The sequence below is a fragment of the Variovorax boronicumulans genome (genome assembly GCF_019352895.1).
GTDB classification, from domain to species: domain Bacteria; phylum Pseudomonadota; class Gammaproteobacteria; order Burkholderiales; family Burkholderiaceae_C; genus Variovorax; species Variovorax boronicumulans_A.
In genome coordinates this window covers 1,322,080-1,338,975 of record NZ_JAAAFX010000004.1, presented here as the reverse complement: position 1 = coordinate 1,338,975, position 16,896 = coordinate 1,322,080, and the positions used below count along the sequence as shown (strand labels likewise).

Annotated in this window: 15 protein-coding genes; 9 read left to right on the top strand and 6 right to left on the bottom strand. The window is 66.0% G+C overall.

The genetic code is table 11. From position 1 onward, the window contains the following. The first annotated feature begins 31 nt into the window (after window positions 1-31). Window positions 32-2,107, top strand: a complete 2,076-nt coding sequence (locus K0H49_RS07770) for a molybdopterin-containing oxidoreductase family protein (RefSeq protein WP_219210889.1) — start codon at window positions 32-34, stop codon at window positions 2,105-2,107. Next, on the top strand, window positions 2,104-3,234 hold the full coding sequence (locus K0H49_RS07765; protein WP_219210888.1) for an aminopeptidase: 1,131 nt from the start codon (window positions 2,104-2,106) through the stop codon (window positions 3,232-3,234). Before K0H49_RS07770 ends, K0H49_RS07765 begins: the two co-directional genes overlap by 4 nt. 80 nt (window positions 3,235-3,314) lie before the next feature. On the opposite strand, the gene K0H49_RS07760 is transcribed toward K0H49_RS07765, so the two are convergent. The 6 genes from K0H49_RS07760 to K0H49_RS07735 form a co-directional block, all read right to left on the bottom strand. Further along, window positions 3,315-3,569, bottom strand: a complete 255-nt coding sequence (locus K0H49_RS07760) for an acyl-CoA-binding protein (RefSeq protein WP_219210880.1) — start codon at window positions 3,567-3,569, stop codon at window positions 3,315-3,317. A 44-nt stretch (window positions 3,570-3,613) separates the two neighbouring features. Next, window positions 3,614-4,462: a hypothetical protein gene (locus K0H49_RS07755; protein WP_219210878.1), complete on the bottom strand. Its 849-nt coding sequence runs from the start codon at window positions 4,460-4,462 to the stop codon at window positions 3,614-3,616. A 63-nt stretch (window positions 4,463-4,525) separates the two neighbouring features. Continuing rightward, on the bottom strand, window positions 4,526-5,200 hold the full coding sequence (locus K0H49_RS07750) for a TetR/AcrR family transcriptional regulator (protein WP_219210875.1): 675 nt from the start codon (window positions 5,198-5,200) through the stop codon (window positions 4,526-4,528). Window positions 5,201-5,307: 107 nt separating this feature from the next. Further along, the gene (locus tag K0H49_RS07745) at window positions 5,308-5,748 is read right to left on the bottom strand and encodes a phasin family protein (RefSeq protein WP_219210873.1); all 441 of its coding nucleotides are present in this window, start codon (window positions 5,746-5,748) and stop codon (window positions 5,308-5,310) included. 10 nt (window positions 5,749-5,758) lie between these two features. Continuing rightward, window positions 5,759-6,907, bottom strand: a complete 1,149-nt coding sequence (gene gmd / locus K0H49_RS07740) for a GDP-mannose 4,6-dehydratase (protein WP_374122315.1) — start codon at window positions 6,905-6,907, stop codon at window positions 5,759-5,761. Next, on the bottom strand, window positions 6,904-8,331 hold the full coding sequence (locus tag K0H49_RS07735; protein ID WP_219210871.1) for a mannose-1-phosphate guanylyltransferase/mannose-6-phosphate isomerase: 1,428 nt from the start codon (window positions 8,329-8,331) through the stop codon (window positions 6,904-6,906). The genes gmd and K0H49_RS07735 overlap by 4 nt, the downstream gene beginning before the upstream one ends. 324 nt (window positions 8,332-8,655) lie before the next feature. Here K0H49_RS07735 and rfbB point away from each other — a divergent pair, with 324 nt between their 5' ends. The 7 genes from rfbB to K0H49_RS07700 all read left to right on the top strand — a co-directional run bounded on the left by rfbB (window position 8,656) and on the right by K0H49_RS07700 (window position 16,894). Beyond that, entirely contained in the window at window positions 8,656-9,735 is a 1,080-nt protein-coding gene (gene rfbB / locus K0H49_RS07730; protein WP_219210869.1) for a dTDP-glucose 4,6-dehydratase, read from the top strand. Further along, entirely contained in the window at window positions 9,732-10,622 is an 891-nt protein-coding gene (rfbD, locus tag K0H49_RS07725) for a dTDP-4-dehydrorhamnose reductase (RefSeq protein WP_219210867.1), read from the top strand. Before rfbB ends, rfbD begins: the two co-directional genes overlap by 4 nt. Before the next feature lie 17 nt (window positions 10,623-10,639). Further along, a complete protein-coding gene (gene rfbA, locus K0H49_RS07720) occupies window positions 10,640-11,527 on the top strand; it encodes a glucose-1-phosphate thymidylyltransferase RfbA (RefSeq protein WP_219210865.1) in 888 nt (295 codons plus the stop codon). Next, complete coding sequence (gene rfbC / locus K0H49_RS07715) at window positions 11,524-12,072, top strand: dTDP-4-dehydrorhamnose 3,5-epimerase (RefSeq protein WP_219210863.1); 549 nt, start codon at window positions 11,524-11,526, stop codon at window positions 12,070-12,072. Before rfbA ends, rfbC begins: the two co-directional genes overlap by 4 nt. Before the next feature lie 79 nt (window positions 12,073-12,151). Continuing rightward, the gene (locus K0H49_RS07710; RefSeq protein ID WP_219210861.1) at window positions 12,152-15,547 is read left to right on the top strand and encodes a glycosyltransferase; all 3,396 of its coding nucleotides are present in this window, start codon (window positions 12,152-12,154) and stop codon (window positions 15,545-15,547) included. Next, window positions 15,540-15,944 (top strand): GtrA family protein, encoded by a 405-nt coding sequence (locus tag K0H49_RS07705; protein WP_219210859.1) that lies wholly within the window; start codon window positions 15,540-15,542, stop codon window positions 15,942-15,944. Before K0H49_RS07710 ends, K0H49_RS07705 begins: the two co-directional genes overlap by 8 nt. Further along, entirely contained in the window at window positions 15,941-16,894 is a 954-nt protein-coding gene (locus K0H49_RS07700) for a glycosyltransferase family 2 protein (RefSeq protein ID WP_219210855.1), read from the top strand. The genes K0H49_RS07705 and K0H49_RS07700 overlap by 4 nt, the downstream gene beginning before the upstream one ends. Window positions 16,895-16,896: the final 2 nt, after the last annotated feature.

The window sequence follows — 16,896 nt, the reverse complement described above, 5'->3', positions numbered from 1 at the left end:
AGCGCGCGACGTTAGAACTTAGACTCGCCCGATGCTCGCCACCCCGGCTTCCCCCCCGACGCTTTCCCCCGCCGTGACCGTCCACGGCGCCTGCCCCCACGACTGCCCCGACACCTGCGCGCTGGTCACCACCGTACAGGACGGCGTGGCGGTCAAGCTGCAGGGCAATCCCGCGCATCCGCACACCGGCGGCGTGCTGTGCACCAAGGTTTCGCGCTACCTCGAGCGCAGCGTGCACCCCGAGCGGCTGCTGTATCCGATGAAGCGCAGCGGGCCCAAGGGTTCGGGCCAATTCGAGCGCATCTCGTGGGACGAGGCGCTGGACGCCATCGCGGGCCGTCTGGGCCAGCTGGCGGGCAACGACCCGAGCACCATCCTGCCCTACAGCTATGCCGGCACCATGGGCCTGGTGCAGGGCGAGTCGATGGACCGCCGCTTCTTCCACAAGCTGGGCGCCTCGCTGCTCGACCGCACCATCTGCTCGACCGCGGGCGGCGAGGCGATAGCGCTGACGCTGGGCGGCAAGGTGGGCATGCGGGTCGAGTTCTTCGCCGAGGCGAAGCTGATCCTGATCTGGGGCAGCAACTCGATCGGCAGCAACCTGCATTTCTGGCGCCACGCCCAGGCCGCCAAACGCGCCGGCGCGCGGCTGGTGTGCATCGACCCGCGCAAGACCGAGACGGCCGACAAGTGCGACGAGCACATCGCACTGCTGCCCGGCACCGACGGCGCGCTGGCCCTGGCGCTGATGCACGAGCTGATCGTGCACGACTGGCTCGACCACGACTACATCGCACGCTACGCCCTGGGCTGGGAGGCGTTGCGCCAACGCGCGCTGCAGTGGCCGCCGTCCCGCGCCGCGGCGGTGTGCGGCGTGCCCGAGGCGCAGATCGTCGCGCTGGCCCGCGACTACGGCCAGACGAAACCCGCCGCCATCCGGCTGAACTACGGCATGCAGCGCGTGCGCGGCGGCGGCAACGCGGTGCGCGCCGTGGCCTGCCTGCCCGCGCTGACCGGTGCCTGGCGGCACCGGGCCGGCGGCGTGCTGCTGAGCAGTTCGGGCGCCTACCCGATCGACCGCGCGGCGTTGCACCGGCCCGACCTGCTGGCCGGCCGCCGGCCGCGCACCATCAACATGAGCTGCATCGGCGATGCGCTCGCGGGCGACGCGCAGGCGCTGTCGGGCGGTGCGCCCGTGAAGGCGGTGGTGGTCTACAACAGCAACCCGGTGGCGGTGGCGCCCGAATCGGCCAAGGTGGCGACCGGCTTCGCGCGCGAAGACCTGTTCACCGTGGTGCTCGAGCAGTTCCAGACCGACACCGCCGATTACGCCGACTACCTGCTGCCCGCCAGCGTGCAGATCGAACACTGGGACATCCACACCAGCTACGGCCACACCGACGTGCTGCTCAACCGCCCTGCGGTGGCGCCGCGCGGCGAGGCGCGCAGCAACGCCTGGGTGTTTCGCGAACTGGCGCGGCGCATGGGCTTCGACGAACCCTGCTTCGCCGACGACGACGAGGCGTTGTGCCGCGCCGCCTTCGCGCCGGGCGTGATCGACGTCGAACAGTTGCACGCGCAAGGCTTCACCACGCTGCGGCTGCCCGATGCGCCCTTCGCCGAGGGTCACTTCCCCACGCCCTCGGGCCGCTGCGAGTTCTTCAGCGAACGCCTCGCGGCGCAGGGCGTCGACGGCCTGCCCGACTACCTGCCCAACCACGAGCCGGCCGGCAGCTCGACCGAATTCCCGCTGGCGATGATCTCGCCGCCCGCACGCAACTTCCTGAACTCGACCTTCGTCAACGTGACCAGCCTGCGCGCCATCGAAGGTGAGCCGCTGCTGGAGATCCATGCCGACGACGCCGCGGCGCGCGGCATCGAGAGCGGCGCCATGGTGCGGGTGTTCAACGGGCGCGGCGAGCACCGCTGCCGCGCCGAGGTGTCGCGCCGCGCACGGGTGGGCGTGGTGCACGGCCTGGGCATCTGGTGGCGCAAGCTGGGCCACGACGGCACCAACGTCAACGAGCTCACCAGCCAGCGGCTCACCGACATCGGCCGCGGCCCGACCTTCTACGACTGCCTGGTGCAGGTGGAGCGCCTGCCATGAGCCGTGTGCGGCGAGCGATCGTCGCGGCCGGCGCGGTCGCGCTGGTCGGGCTCTCGGGCTGCGCCGACCTCGGCTACTACTGGCAGTCGGCCAGCGGCCACATCCACGTGATGCGCGCAGCCCGGCCCGTGCCCCAGTGGCTCGACGACCCCTCGACATCGGCGGCGCTCAAGGCCAAGCTCGAACTCACGCAGCGCATCCGGCGTTTCGCGGTCACCGACCTCGGGCTGCCCGACAACCCCAGCTACACCGGCTATGCCGACCTGCACCGCGGTGCCGCGGTGTGGAACGTGGTGGCCGCGCCCCCGTACTCGCTGACGCTGCAGACCTGGTGCTTCCCGGTGGCGGGCTGTGTCGGCTATCGCGGCTACTACGACGAAGCGCTGGCGCAGACCGAGGCGCAGAGCCAGCGCGCCAAGGGGCTGGAGGCCGCGGTGTACCCGGTGCCGGCCTACTCGACGCTGGGCTGGCTCAACTGGGCCGGCGGCGATCCGCTGCTGAGCACCTTCATCGGTTACCCGGAAGGCGAACTCGCGCGGCTGATCTTCCACGAGCTCTCGCACCAGCTGGTCTACGCGTCGGGCGACACCTCGTTCAACGAGTCCTTTGCCACCACGGTCGAGCGCATCGGCGGTGCGCGTTGGCTCGCCACGCAATCGAGCGAGGCGGCGCGCGCGGAGTACGCGCAGTTCGATGCGCGGCGCCAGCAGTTCCGCGCGCTCACGCTGGCCACGCGGCAGCGATTGCAGGTGGTCTACACCTCGCCGCAGGCGATGGCCAAGGACTGGACCGCCGTCGAGGCGCAGAAGCGGGCGGTGATGGACGGCTTCCGCGCCGAGTTCGCCACGCTGCGCAGCGGCTGGCCGCCGCGGCAGCAAGTGGCTTACGACGGCTGGGTGGCGCGCGCCAACAATGCGGCCTTTGGGGCGCAGGCTGCCTACGACGACCTGGTGCCGGGCTTCGAGGCGCTGTTCGAGCACGAGGGCCGCGACTGGCCGCGCTTCTACGCCGAGGTCAAGCGCCTCGCGGCCCTGCCCAAGGCCGAGCGGCATGCGGCGCTGCAGGCGGGATTGCCGCTCACGGCGCAGCGTTCAGAACGTGAGAAGGAACCGTCGCGAGCGCCCTGAGCCGGCATCGAAGACCGGAGCCGCACTTGCGTTCGGTGCGGATGCGGGATCGTGGCGCGCCGCAGGTTCATTCCACGTTCTCAGCGCAGGGATTCGATCAGGTCGATGTACTTCTGCCTGGCCTCGTCCGCCGACAGGCCCTTCTGCGCGGTCCAGGCATCCCACTTGGCGCGCGCGACGATGTCGCTGAAGCTGGGCCGTTTGGCCGTGTTGTCGCCTTCGGTGGCTTGCTTGAAGAGCCCGTAGATCTTCAGCAGCGTCGGGTTGTCGGGGCGTTCGGCCAGCAGCTTGGAGTTGGCCTGGGCGGCTTCGAAGAGGGATTGCAGGTCGGACATGAGAACGCACTCGGGAAAACAGGGAAGGGCATCTTAAGGGAGCCTCAGTCCCTCAGGCCGGCCCGCGCCAGTTCCACATCGAGGCGCTCGCGCGCATCGACCGGCACCACGGCCGCGGCCTTCTCGTACAGCTGCGTGGCCTCGGACAGACGGGCATCGCCCTCGAGCATCAGCAGGGCGCGGCCGTATTCCATCCAGCCGCTGGCCGATGCCGGGTTGAGCGCCAGGCCGCGCTCGAACAGCGCACGTGCCGTCTCGGCGCGCACGCCATAGGTCATGCGCCCGACCAGCGGGCCGACCTTGTCGATCACCTCGGCATGGAAGGCGCCGAGCGCCAGGTGGGCATCGGCATGCCGGGGCTGGAGCGCGATCACGCGTTCGAGCACCAGCTTGACCTTGCTGCCCAGCCCCTGGGCCAGTGCGCGCGCCACGCTGATGCCCTGAGCGTAGCGCCCGAGCGCATAGGCCTCCCAGTAGAGCGCATGGCAGTTGTCCGGTTCGACTGCGGCCTGGCCTGCGGCCCGTTCGGCCACCTGCAGGAACAGCGCGAGCCGGACCCGTTCGCGCGGCTCCAGGTAGTTGGCATAGACCGCGGTGGCCTGGTTGGCCAGCGCGAGGCCTTCGGCGCCGAGTTGCAGCCCGAGCGCGACCGCCTGCCCGAATTCGCCGTTGTGGTACATCGTCCAGCCTTCGGCGAGCGTGGCACTCTCAGGTGCCGGCCCGGTCTGGCCCGCGTGCAGCCGGACCCAGTGCGCCAGCAGATTCTGCCGGTCGAGGCGCGGCACGTCGTCGTAAGGAAAGGGCACCCAATGCGTGGTGGCCGTGGCGTCGGTTCCTGGGCCATGACAGCCCGGGGGCAACAGGGAAAGGGGCTGGAAATCCTGCGTGGCCATGGTGTGTCTCGCGTGCTGGCTGCGTCGTTGTCTCGTGCGCTGGCTGTTCTTGTTCTGTCGCTGCTAAGTGGTCAGGGCCGCATCTTCGCCTTCGTAGGCCCGGCTCAATGTCAGCAAATGCCGACGCTGTTCGGGCGCCAGGTAAGGGGTGAGCAGGTGCAGCGTGTGGTGGGCGCCACGCAACAGCGCGCCTTGTGCGTGGGCCGGCTCCAGCGCCTCGCGCGGGTTGCGCACGTACTCGTAGCTCAGCCAATAGGTCAGCACCACCACCATGCTCTGGGCCAGGGTGTCGACCTCCCGGGGATCGATGTCGAGATGCCCGGCGCCATCCAGGCCGGACAGCAGTGCGCGGATGGCCTTCGCCTTGTTTCGCAGCACCAGCTGGAATTGCGTTTCCAGGTGCCGGTTCTTGCTCAGCAGGTCGTTCAGGTCGCGGTACAGGAAGCGGTAGCGCCACAGCAGCTCGAACAGGCTGTGCATGAAGAACCAGGCATCTTCCACGTCGCCGACGCCTTCGCTGGCGTGCAGCAGCTCGTCGAGTTCGGCCTCGTACTGGCTGTAGAGCCGGTTGATCAGCTCGTCCTTGGCCGGGTAGTGGTAGTAGAGGTTGCCGGGACTGATGTTCAGTTCGCCGGCCACGAGCGTCGTCGACACGTTCGGTTCACCGAAACGATTGAACAGGTCGAGCGCTGCTTCGAGGATGCGCTCGGCAGTGCGGCGCGGCGCCTTCTTGGCCATATGTCCGCCTTGTGATGTCAGCCTTGTTTTGTCTCTGGCCCCACTCTAGCGCAAGTGAGTGCCACCGGGGTGACGTCGATCGGGAGAAGGCCGCGGCGCGGGGTTTCTCAGCCTTCGCTGCGCGGTGTGCGGCGGCGGCGGGGCGTCTCGGCCGGCTCCGCCTGCGGGGCGCTCGCCTTGAGTTGGGCTTCCAGGGCCTCGACCCGTGCACGCAGGGCGTCGAGTTCCTCGAGCGAAGGGTAGCCGAGGTTGGTCAGTGCGCGCGCGACCCGCTCCTCGAAGATGTTCTCCAGCTTGCCCCAACCGGCGGCGGTCTTGGTGCCGAGCTCGCTGGCCAGGCCCGCCATGCGGCTCTGCGCCTGGGCCAGTGTCTCTTCGGCGGCCTGCTGGGTCTTCTTCTGCATGCCGGTGCCGTCCTTGACCAGCGCCTCGAAGGCCTTGCTGCCTTCCTGCTGCATCTTGGCGAAGGCGCCCAGGCCGGCCAGCCAGATCTGCTGGGCGGAGTCCTTGATCGGGTCGGCCTTCCTGTCGTCGTCCTTCGTTGCCATGGCGTGTTCCTCAGTCTTCCTTGCTGACGGCGACGCGGTACCCGTGGGTCTTGAGCAGCGAATGCTGGCGCGAAGCCTCGAGGTCGTTGGCGACCATCTCGCTGATCATCTCATCGAGCGTGATCTCGGGGATCCAGCCCAGGTCCTTCTTGGCCAGCGAGGGGTCGCCCAGCAGGGTCTCGACCTCGGCAGGGCGGAAGTAGCGCGGATCGACCGAGACGATCACGTCGCCCGGCTTCACGCCCGGTGCCGAATCGCCCTCGATGCTGCGCACGATGGCCTTCTCTTCCACGCCGGTGCCGACGAAGTCGAGCGTGATGCCCAGTTCGGCCGCTGTCTTGCGCACGAAGTCGCGCACGCTGTACTGCACGCCGGTGGCGATCACGTAGTCCTTGGCGTGGTCCTGCTGCAGCATCATCCACTGCATGCGCACGTAGTCCTTGGCATGGCCCCAGTCGCGCAGCGCGTCCAGGTTGCCGACGAACAGGCAGGCTTCCAGGCCCTGCGCGATGTTGCACAGGCCGCGCGTGATCTTGCGCGTGACGAAGGTCTCGCCGCGGCGCGGGCTCTCGTGGTTGAACAGCACGCCGTTGCAGGCGTACATGCCGTAGGCCTCGCGGTAGTTCTTGGTGATCCAGTAGGCGTAGAGCTTGGCCACGCCGTAAGGACTGCGCGGGTAGAAAGGCGTGCTCTCGCGCTGCGGGATCTCCTGCACCAGGCCGTACAGCTCGCTGGTGCTGGCCTGGTAGAAGCGCGTCTTGTCCTGCAAGCCCAGCAGACGAACGGCCTCGAGCAGCCGCAGCGTACCGATCGCATCGACGTCGGCCGTGTACTCGGGAGCCTCGAAGCTCACGGCCACATGGCTCTGCGCGCCGAGGTTGTAGATCTCGTCGGGTTGCACCTGCTGCACGATGCGCGTCAGGTTGCTGGTGTCCGTGAGGTCGCCGTAGTGCAGGTGCAGCTTGCGGTTCTTCTCGTGCGGATCCTGGTAGAGGTGGTCGATGCGAGTGGTGTTGAACGACGACGCGCGGCGCTTGATGCCGTGCACCTCGTAGCCTTTTTCCAGCAGGAATTCCGCCAGGTAGGAGCCGTCCTGGCCGGTGATGCCGGTGATGAGTGCTTTCTTGGAGGTCATGGTGGGCGTGCTCATGGTGTTCATTTGGTTTGTGCGACCAGCGCGACGCGGCCGTAGGTGTCGTCGAAGCGCACGATGTCGTCTTCGCCGAGGTAGCTGCCGGACTGGACCTCGATCACTTCGAGCATCGTCTTGCCGGGGTTTTCCAGCCGGTGCACCGTGCCCAGCGGGATGTAGACCGACTCGTTCTCGCGCACCAGGAGGGTCTCCTCGTCGCGCGTGACCTTGGCCGTGCCCTTGACCACCACCCAGTGTTCGGCGCGGTGGTAGTGCATCTGCAGCGACAGCTTGGCGCCGGGCTTGACCGTCAGGCGCTTGACCTGGAAGCGCTCGCCGTTGTCCACGCTGTCGTAGGCGCCCCAGGGGCGCGCCACGCGTCGGTGCTCGGTGGCTTCGTTGCGGCCTTCGCGGTTGAGCATCGCGACCACGTCCTTGACCTGCTCGGCGCAGGCGGCGCTGGCCACCAGCACCGCATCCTGCGTGTCCACGATGATCAGGTCCTCGGTGCCCAGCGCCACCACGGGGCGCAGCGGGGCGTGTACGAAGGTGTTGCGTGCATTCAGCGCACTGGCCATGCCGCTCAGGCGGTTGCCGTCGTCGTCGGCGGGGTAGAGCCCCGCCACGGCGTTCCAGCTGCCCACGTCGCTCCAGGCGCCAGCGAAGGGCACGACGGCGATCTGCTTGTGTTTTTCGAGCACTGCGTAGTCGATGCTCTCGCTGCGGCAGGCCTCGAAGGCCTCGCGGTTCAGGCGCACGAAGCTGCCGTCGGTGGCCGGGGTCTGGGTGGCCTGCTGGCAGGCCGCGAGGATGTCCGGCGCGTGCGCGCGCAGTGCCGCGATCAGCGTGGAGGCCTGGACCAGGAAGATGCCGGCGTTCCAGAAGTAGCCGCCCTTGAGCAGCAGCGACTGGGCGACCTCGGCGTTGGGCTTCTCGACGAAGCGCACCACGGCCTGGCTGCCCGGCGCCGTGGCCAGCGCCGCGCCGGATTCGATGTAGCCGTAGGCGGTGCTGGGGAAGCTCGGCACCACGCCGAAGGTCACGATGTTGCCGGCCAGCGCGGCGTCGATGCCGGCGCGCACCGTCTGGGCGAACAGCGCCGCATCGGGGATGTGGTGGTCGGCCGGCGCGAAGAGCAGCAGGTCGTCGGGGGCGGCCAGCAGGGCGGCCACGGCCATTGCCGCGGCGGTGTTGCGGCCCATGGGCTCGAGCAGCTGGGTGCCGCCGACGCCGGCGGCCTCCATCGCCTCCTGCACCAGGAAGCGGTGGTCATCGGCCGCGACGCAGGTGATGCGCGGGTTGAGCACCTGCAGGCGTTCCAGGGTCAACTGCAACAGGCTCTTGCCGTCGATCAGCGGCGCGAACTGCTTGGGCAGCGACTTGCGCGAGAGTGGCCACAGCCGCGTACCGCTGCCACCGCACAGAACGACCGGATGTATGGAATTTGTCATGGTATTTCGTGGACTGGAGAACGATGGGGTTGATGTGGCAACGTCGCGCACAGCGCTGGATTCAGTTGTCCGAAGATGTAAAACTAAAGATTGCTTACTTTAGCGGTAGATTGTTTCTAATCGTGTGCTTCATTTGGCGTATTCCCCTATTTTGTGGGCCGTTGCGCCTGTGTATTCCTGTCAGCGGCTTCTACACATGGATTCGACCGTTGCAACAACCCTGACATGCCGCGTCCTGAAACGTCATTCGCCCGCAATGTGCCATGGATAATCCCTCGCAAGGACCGTCCGGCGGCCGACTCACCAGACCAAGAAGCTTCCCACATGATCCTTGTCACCGGCGGCGCCGGATTCATCGGCGCCAACTTCGTACTCGACTGGCTGGCCCAAGGCGACGAGCCCGTTGTCAATCTCGACAAGCTCACCTATGCGGGCAATCCGGAGACGCTGGCATCGCTCAAGGATGATGCACGCCACATTTTCGTGCAGGGCGACATCGGCGACAGCGCCCTGATCGATCGGCTGCTGGCCGAGCACCGCCCGCGCGCGGTGCTGAACTTCGCGGCCGAGTCGCACGTCGACCGTTCCATCCATGGGCCCGAGGACTTCGTCCAGACCAACGTGCTGGGCACCTTCCGCCTGCTCGAGTCGGTGCGCGGTTACTGGAGCGCGCTGCCCGCCGACCAGAAGGCCGCCTTCCGTTTCCTGCATGTGTCCACCGACGAGGTGTACGGCTCGCTGTCGGCCACCGACCCGGCCTTCACCGAAGACAACAAGTACGAGCCCAACAGCCCGTACTCGGCCAGCAAGGCCGCCAGCGACCATTTGGTGCGGGCCTGGCACCACACCTACGGCCTGCCGGTAGTGACCACCAACTGCTCGAACAACTACGGCCCCTTCCATTTCCCCGAGAAGCTGATCCCGCTGATGATCGTGAACGCGCTGGCCGGGAAGCCGCTGCCGGTGTACGGCGACGGCATGCAGGTGCGCGACTGGCTCTATGTGAAGGACCACTGCAGCGCCATCCGCCGCGTGCTCGAGGCCGGCCGGCTGGGCGAGACCTACAACGTGGGCGGCTGGAACGAGAAGCCCAACATCGAGATCGTGCACACCGTCTGCGCGCTGCTCGACGAACTGAGCCCGCGTGCCGACGGCCAGCCCTACAAGGCGCAGATCAGCTATGTGACCGATCGCCCGGGCCACGACCGCCGTTACGCGATCGATGCGCGCAAGCTCGAACGCGAGCTGGGCTGGAAGCCCGCCGAGACCTTCGACAGCGGCATCCGCAAGACCGTGGCGTGGTACCTGGCCCACGGCGACTGGGTGCGCAACGTGCAGAGTGGCGCGTACCGCGAATGGGTCGAGAAGCAATACGACAGCGCGTCGACCAAGGCCGTCGCATGAAGGTGCTGCTGCTGGGCAAGGGCGGCCAGGTCGGATGGGAGTTGCAGCGCAGCCTGGCGCCGCTCGGTGAGCTGGTGGCGCTGGACTTCGACAGCACGGATTTCCATGCCGACTTCAGCCGCCCCGAGCAACTGGCCGAGACCGTGCTGAAAGTGCGCCCCGACGTCGTCGTCAATGCCGCCGCGCACACGGCGGTCGACAAGGCCGAGGGCGAGGCAGACTTCGCGCGCACCCTCAACGCGACTTCGCCCGGCGTGGTCGCCGAGGCCGCGCAGCAGGTCGGCGCGCTGATGGTGCACTACTCCACCGACTACGTCTTCGACGGCAGCGGCAGCGCGCCGTGGAAGGAAGACGACCCCACCGGCCCGCTGAGTGTCTACGGTCGCACCAAGCTCGAGGGCGAGCAGCTGGTCGCGAACAACTGCGCCAGGCACCTGATCTTCCGCACCAGCTGGGTGTACGCCGCACGCGGCGGCAACTTCGCCAAGACCATGCTGCGCCTGGCGAAGGAGCGCGAGCGGCTGACCGTCATTGATGACCAGTTCGGCGCCCCCACCGGTGCCGAGCTGCTGGCCGACGTCACGGCCCACGCGATCCGGGCGACGCTGCTGGACCCGCAGAAGGCGGGCCTCTACCACCTGGTGGCCGGTGGCGAAACGACGTGGCACGGCTATGCGCGTTTCGTCATCGAACAGGCGCAGGCGGCCGGCGTCGAAATCAAGGCCGGGCCCGAAGCGGTCGACGCCGTGCCCACCAGCGCCTTCCCGACGCCTGCGACGCGGCCGCACAACTCGCGGCTGGACACCACCAGGCTGCAGTCGACCTTCGGCCTGACACTGCCGCACTGGCAGGTCGGCGTGGCGCGCATGCTGCGCGAAACGCTCTGACAACGAGACCCCAGAACATGACCAATCGCAAGGGAATCATCCTGGCCGGGGGCTCCGGCACCCGGCTGCATCCCGCCACGCTGGCGATGAGCAAGCAACTGCTGCCCGTCTACGACAAGCCCATGATCTATTACCCGCTGAGCACCTTGATGCTCGGGGGCATCCGCGACGTGCTGATCATCAGCACGCCGCAGGACACGCCGCGCTTCCAGCAGCTGCTCGGCGACGGCAGCCAGTGGGGCATGAACCTGCAGTACGCGGTGCAGCCCAGTCCCGACGGCCTGGCCCAGGCCTTCCTGATCGGCGAGCAGTTCATCGGCAACGCGCCCAGCGCGCTGGTGCTGGGCGACAACATCTTCTATGGCCATGACTTCGCGCAACTGCTCGGCGGTGCCGATGCGCAAGCCGCGGGCGCGACCGTCTTCGCCTACCACGTGCAGGACCCGGAACGCTACGGCGTCGTCGACTTCGATCCGCAGGGCAAGGCCCGCAGCATCGAGGAGAAGCCCAAGCAGCCCAAGAGCAACTACGCGGTGACCGGCCTGTACTTCTACGACAAGCAGGTGGTGGACATCGCCAAGGCCGTGAAGCCGAGTGCGCGCGGCGAGCTCGAGATCACGGCCGTTAACCAGGCCTACCTGGAGCGCGGCCAGCTGAACGTGCAGATCATGCAGCGCGGCTACGCGTGGCTGGACACCGGCACCCACGAGAGCCTGCTGGAAGCCGGACAGTTCATCGCCACGCTGGAGCACCGCCAGGGCCTGAAGATCGCCTGCCCCGAGGAGATCGCCTGGCGCGGCGGCTTCATCGACAGCGAGCAGCTGGCCAGACTGGCCGCGCCGCTGCACAAGAGCGGCTACGGCAAATACCTGAGCCACCTGCTGGCGGAAAGAGTGCGCGCATGAAGGCAACCCCCACGGCCATTGCGGACGTACTGATCATCGAACCCAAGGTCTTCGGCGACGCGCGCGGCTTCTTCTTCGAGAGCTTCAACCAGAAGGCCTTCGACGAAGCGGTCGGCCACCATGTCGACTTCGTCCAGGACAATCATTCGCGCTCGCGCAAGGGGGTGTTGCGCGGGCTGCATTACCAGCTGCAGCAGCCGCAGGGCAAGCTGGTGCGGGTCGTCTCCGGCGCCGTCTTCGACGTGGCCGTCGACATCCGCAAGGCATCGCCGACCTTTGGTCAATGGGTTGGCGTCGAACTCACGGAGGAGAACCAGCGCCAGCTCTGGGTGCCCGCGGGCTTTGCGCACGGCTTCCTGGTGCTCAGCGAGACGGCCGATTTCCTGTACAAGACGACCGACTACTACGCACCGGCTTACGAGAGGTGCATCGCCTGGAACGATGAACAGATCGGCATCGTGTGGCCTGTGCAAGGGTTGACGCCGGCTCTTTCCGAGAAGGACCGCCAAGGGCGTTTGCTTCAGGACGCGGAGGTCTTTTCTTGAGTGCAGTGGCGCGGGGCTTGTTTGCAGGGTCCTGCGCGAGCGCAGGCGGCAGCAATGAATGATGGGAAGGGAGCACTCAGTGGCAATCGGTCAAGGTAGGGAAAAAGTCAGCGGTGTCGTGATCTCGTTCAATCGGGCCGACCTGATCGGCACGTGCCTCAAGGGCTTGTCCTTCGTCGACGAGCTGATCGTCATCGACAAGTCCTCGACCGATGGCACAGCCGAGCTGGCGGCGCGTTTCGCCGACCGGGTCATTTCCGTGCCCTGGAGCCCCGTGGTCGAGCAGACGCGTGCCTTCGCGGTGGCGCAGTGCACGCACGACTGGATCGTCTGCCTCGACGACGACGAGTGCCTGAGCGTCGACGGCATTCGTTTCATCGAGCAGGAGTTGGCGGCGCCTCGCGCCAGCGTGTACCTGATACCGCAACGCCACTACATCCTGGGACAACACGACGAGCGTGCCTATTACTGGCCCGAGTACCAGATGCGCTTCTTCCGGCGCGAGGCCGTGCAGTTCCGGTCCACCGTCCACGACGGCGCCCAGTACGACGAGGCAAGCGCCTTCAGGATTCCGCCCGAGAGCGGCGCCTGCCTGCATCACTTATCGCACAAGAACGTGGCGCAGTGGATCGAGAAGGCCAACCGCTACACCTCGAACCCTGATCGTGCGCGGCCGGATCACTCCGGGAACGATCTGCGCGCGTTCGCGCACGATCGCGTCGATCGCTACCAGCCGGATACCACGACGGCGGCATCGGGGTACCCGGTCGCGGTGGGCCTGCTGCGCAGCACCTACGACCTGATCGACCGGCTCAAGACCTGGGAGCAGGAAGAAGGCGTCGACGGCGAAGCGGCTTTTCAGCGCGTGTGCCGTGAACTCGAGGCCGACTACGAGCGTGCGGGCACGCTCAGGCCGCATGCTGCGTCATCGATCGTGCATTCGCCCGGCCCGGTGCCCGACACACAGGCGCCTCTGCCAAATATGCAGGATGCCGCTGCACTTGAAGCGCTGAAAACGACCATCCGAAAGCTGCGCATGGAGGTCGAGGCGTCGCATGCGACGCTTGCGCGGCAGCAGTCCGAGCACGAAGAGATGGAAAAGGCCTTTCGCCTGGCAGAGCGTACCGCGGCCGAGAATGAGCGAGAGCATCACCGCGTCGGCGCGCTCTACAAGCAGCAGCAGGCTGGCCTGCAGACCGAACTGGATGCGGCGCGGACCGTCGTGCTTGGCATGCAGTCCTCGCTCAGTTGGCGCGTGACCATGCCGCTGCGGATGGCCTCGCGCGTCGTGCGCGGTGAATGGTCGACCTTGCGTGTCATGCTCGCGCCGCATGCCGTGCGCTGGGGCAAACGCGTGTACGGCAGCCTTCCGCTGTCCCGCAGCGCCAAGGACCGTCTGGTCCAGTTCGCATACCGGGTCGCGGGGCCGTTGTTTGAAGGCGTGGTGCACTACGAGGTGTGGCGCCGTCAACGTGACAACGCACCGCCCAAGCCAGTCGGTGAGGGCCCTGTGCCGAAAGAGCGCTACGACGAGGTGCTGGCCTCGCTGCGCTTCGACGTGGTCGAGACCCCGGAGGTCTCAGTCATCATCCCGACCTACGGCAACCTGCGGCATACCTTGTCCTGCCTGCGGTCCATCGCGCGGCATCTGCCCGCGGCTTCGATCGAGGTGATCGTGGCGGAGGACACCTCCGGCGACGCCGAAATCCAGCGTCTCAAGCCCGTGCCCGGCCTGCGCTTCCTCGAGAACCCGGTCAATCTCGGCTTCCTGCGTTCCTGCAATGCGGCCGTGAAGGCTTCGCGCGGACGCTATGTCTACCTGCTCAACAACGACACGGAGGTGACGCCGGACTGGCTCGACAGCATGCTGCGCCTGTTCGACACGATGCCCGACTGCGGCATGGTGGGTTCCAAGCTGGTGTATCCCGACGGCCGGCTGCAGGAGGCCGGGGGCATCCTCTGGCGCGACGGCTCGGCGTGGAACTACGGCCGGCTCGACGATCCTTCGCGCAGCGTCTACAACTACGTCAAGGAAACCGACTACTGTTCGGGTGCCTCACTGTTGCTGCCCAGAACCTTATGGGACGAACTCGGCGGCTTCGACGAGCACTACCTGCCGGCCTACTACGAAGACACCGACCTCGCCTTCCGCGTGCGCGCTGCGGGCAAGAAGGTGTACTACCAACCCGAGTCCGTCGTGATCCACTACGAGGGCATCTCCCATGGGACCGACACCGGGAGCGGTGTCAAGGCGCATCAGGTAGAGAACCAGAAGAAGTTCTATCGCCGTTGGACGGAGGAACTGGAGCGCCGACATTTGCCGAATGCGCTCAGCCCCTTCGTCGCACGCGATCGTTCGGTGCAGAAGAAGACGATCCTGGTCGTCGATCACTACGTGCCGCAGCCTGATCGCGACGCGGGCTCGCGCAGCATGTGGTGCTTCCTGCGCGAGTTCAAGGCCATGGGGCTCAACGTCAAGTTCTGGCCCGCCAATCTCTGGCATGACCCACAGTATTCGTCGTTGCTCCAGCAGGAGGGCATCGAGGTCTACTACGGGAACGAATACGTCGGTGGCTTCGAGGATTGGGTCAAGGCGAACGCCGCCCACGTCGACTATGTGCTGCTGAGCCGGCCCCATGTGGCCGAGGAGCATCTGGACGCGGTTCGCGCGCACACCCAGGCGAAGGTGCTGTTCTACGGTCATGACCTCCACTACGCCCGCCTGCTCGGGGAGTATGAGAAGACCGGTGATGCACGGCTGCTCAAGCAGTCGCAGGAAAGCCGTCGGCTGGAGGAGGCGATCTGGCGCAAGGTCGACGTGATCTATTACCCTTCGGCCTCTGAGACTGCCGCAGTGCGAAAACTGCTGCCTGATGCCAAGGCGCGCACAGTGCCGCTCTTCTTCTTCGATGCGCGGGAGATCGAGATCACCGCCGAAGGGCGTCGTGGCGAGGATTTGCTGTTCGTCGCCGGATTCGGTCACCCACCCAATGTTGATGCGGCCAAATGGCTGGTCTCGGAGATCTTTCCGAAGCTGCAGCAACGCGTGCCCGCCGCCAGGCTGATCCTCGTCGGCTCGAACCCGACCGCGGAGGTGAAGGTGCTGGCCAACGACGTGATCACCGTGACCGGCTACGTCACCGACGCGCAGCTGGCCGATTTCTATAGACATTCGGGTGCCGCTGTCGTTCCGCTGCGCTTTGGCGCGGGCGTCAAAGGCAAGGTGCTGGAGGCCCTCCACCATGCATTGCCGATCGTGACGACCTCGGTCGGTGCACAGGGGCTCGATGGGCTGGAGGAAGCTGTTCCCGTGCTCGACGATGCCGGGGCGATGGCGCAGGCGCTGGGGGACATCATGACCGACCCTGTTCGATGGATGCGCACCGCAGAAGCGGGCAGCGCCTTCGTGCATGCGCGTTTCTCGCAGGAGGCTGTCAGGGCCGTTTTCGATCTGGATCTCGGCTCGAATGCTTGAATCCGAAAGGCCTCAAGGGGCCTTCACGCAATTCGTCCGTTTTCTGATCGTGGGCGGTGGCGCCACCTTGGTGCAGTACCTCGCCTTCGGGCTGGGGCTGCGGATCACGGATGGTTCCGCGACGGTGGTTTCAAGCGTTGCATATCTGCTTGGGTCCATCGTCAGCTACGCGCTGAACTACACCTTCACCTTCGCCAGCGAGCAGCCCCACCGGCGCGTCGTGCCGAAGTTCTACCTGATGGTGCTGTCGGGATGGTTGCTTAACACGGCATTGATGGCGTTTATGACAGGCCGCCTGGAGATGAACGCTTGGCTTGCACAGGCACTGGCCACGATGACATGCCTGGTCTGGAATTTCTTGGTAAGTAGAATATTTGTTTTCGGAGACAAGTCTTGAAAAAATTGATCTCTGTCGTTGTTCCTGCCTACAACGAAGAGGCGGTGTTGTGGGAGTTTTACTCGAGACTCAATCTCGTTTTTCAGTCGCTGACGGAATTCCGTTGCGAAGTCATATTCGTCAACGATGGCAGTACCGATGCAACCCAGAAGATCATCGAAGACATTGCGGCGCAATGCGGCTATGTGACGTCGATCGATTTGTCGAGGAATTTTGGAAAAGAAATAGCAATGACCGCCGGCCTGGATCACGCTTCGGGTGACGCGGTGGTCGTTATCGATGCCGACCTTCAGGATCCTCCCGAACTCATACATGAATTTGTCAAGGAGTGGGCAGGCGGCTACGACGTCGTTTATGCCAAAAGAACACATCGTGACGGCGAAACCTGGCTGAAAAAGGCCACTGCGAGTGGTTTCTACCGACTCATGGCGAAGCTTTCCAAAGTGCAGATTCCCCAGGATACAGGCGACTATCGATTGATGAGTCGTCGTGCCGTGGATGCGCTCTCTCAACTTCGGGAACACCATCGTTTCATGAAGGGACTTTTTGCCTGGATCGGTTATCCGTCGAAGGCGGTCGAGTACCGACGCGACCCCAGGGCAGCCGGGACCGGTAAATTTAATTATTGGAAGCTCTGGAACTTCGCGCTCGAAGGCATCACCTCGTTCACGACCGCGCCGCTCAAGCTCGCGACCTATCTGGGGACCGCGATCGCTCTCTTATCATTCGTCTTCGGATCATGGATCGTGTTCCGGACGCTATGGTGGGGCGAAGCAGTCCGTGGCTATCCCACGCTGATGGTCACGATCCTTTTCCTCGGGGGCGTGCAACTTTTCTGCATCGGCGTCCTTGGCGAGTATCTGGGGCGAATCTTTGGAGAAACCAAGGCGCGGCCACTGTACCTGGTCAAGCAGTACTCTCGTGCAAGGATTGTCAGCGATGCAGAGTAATG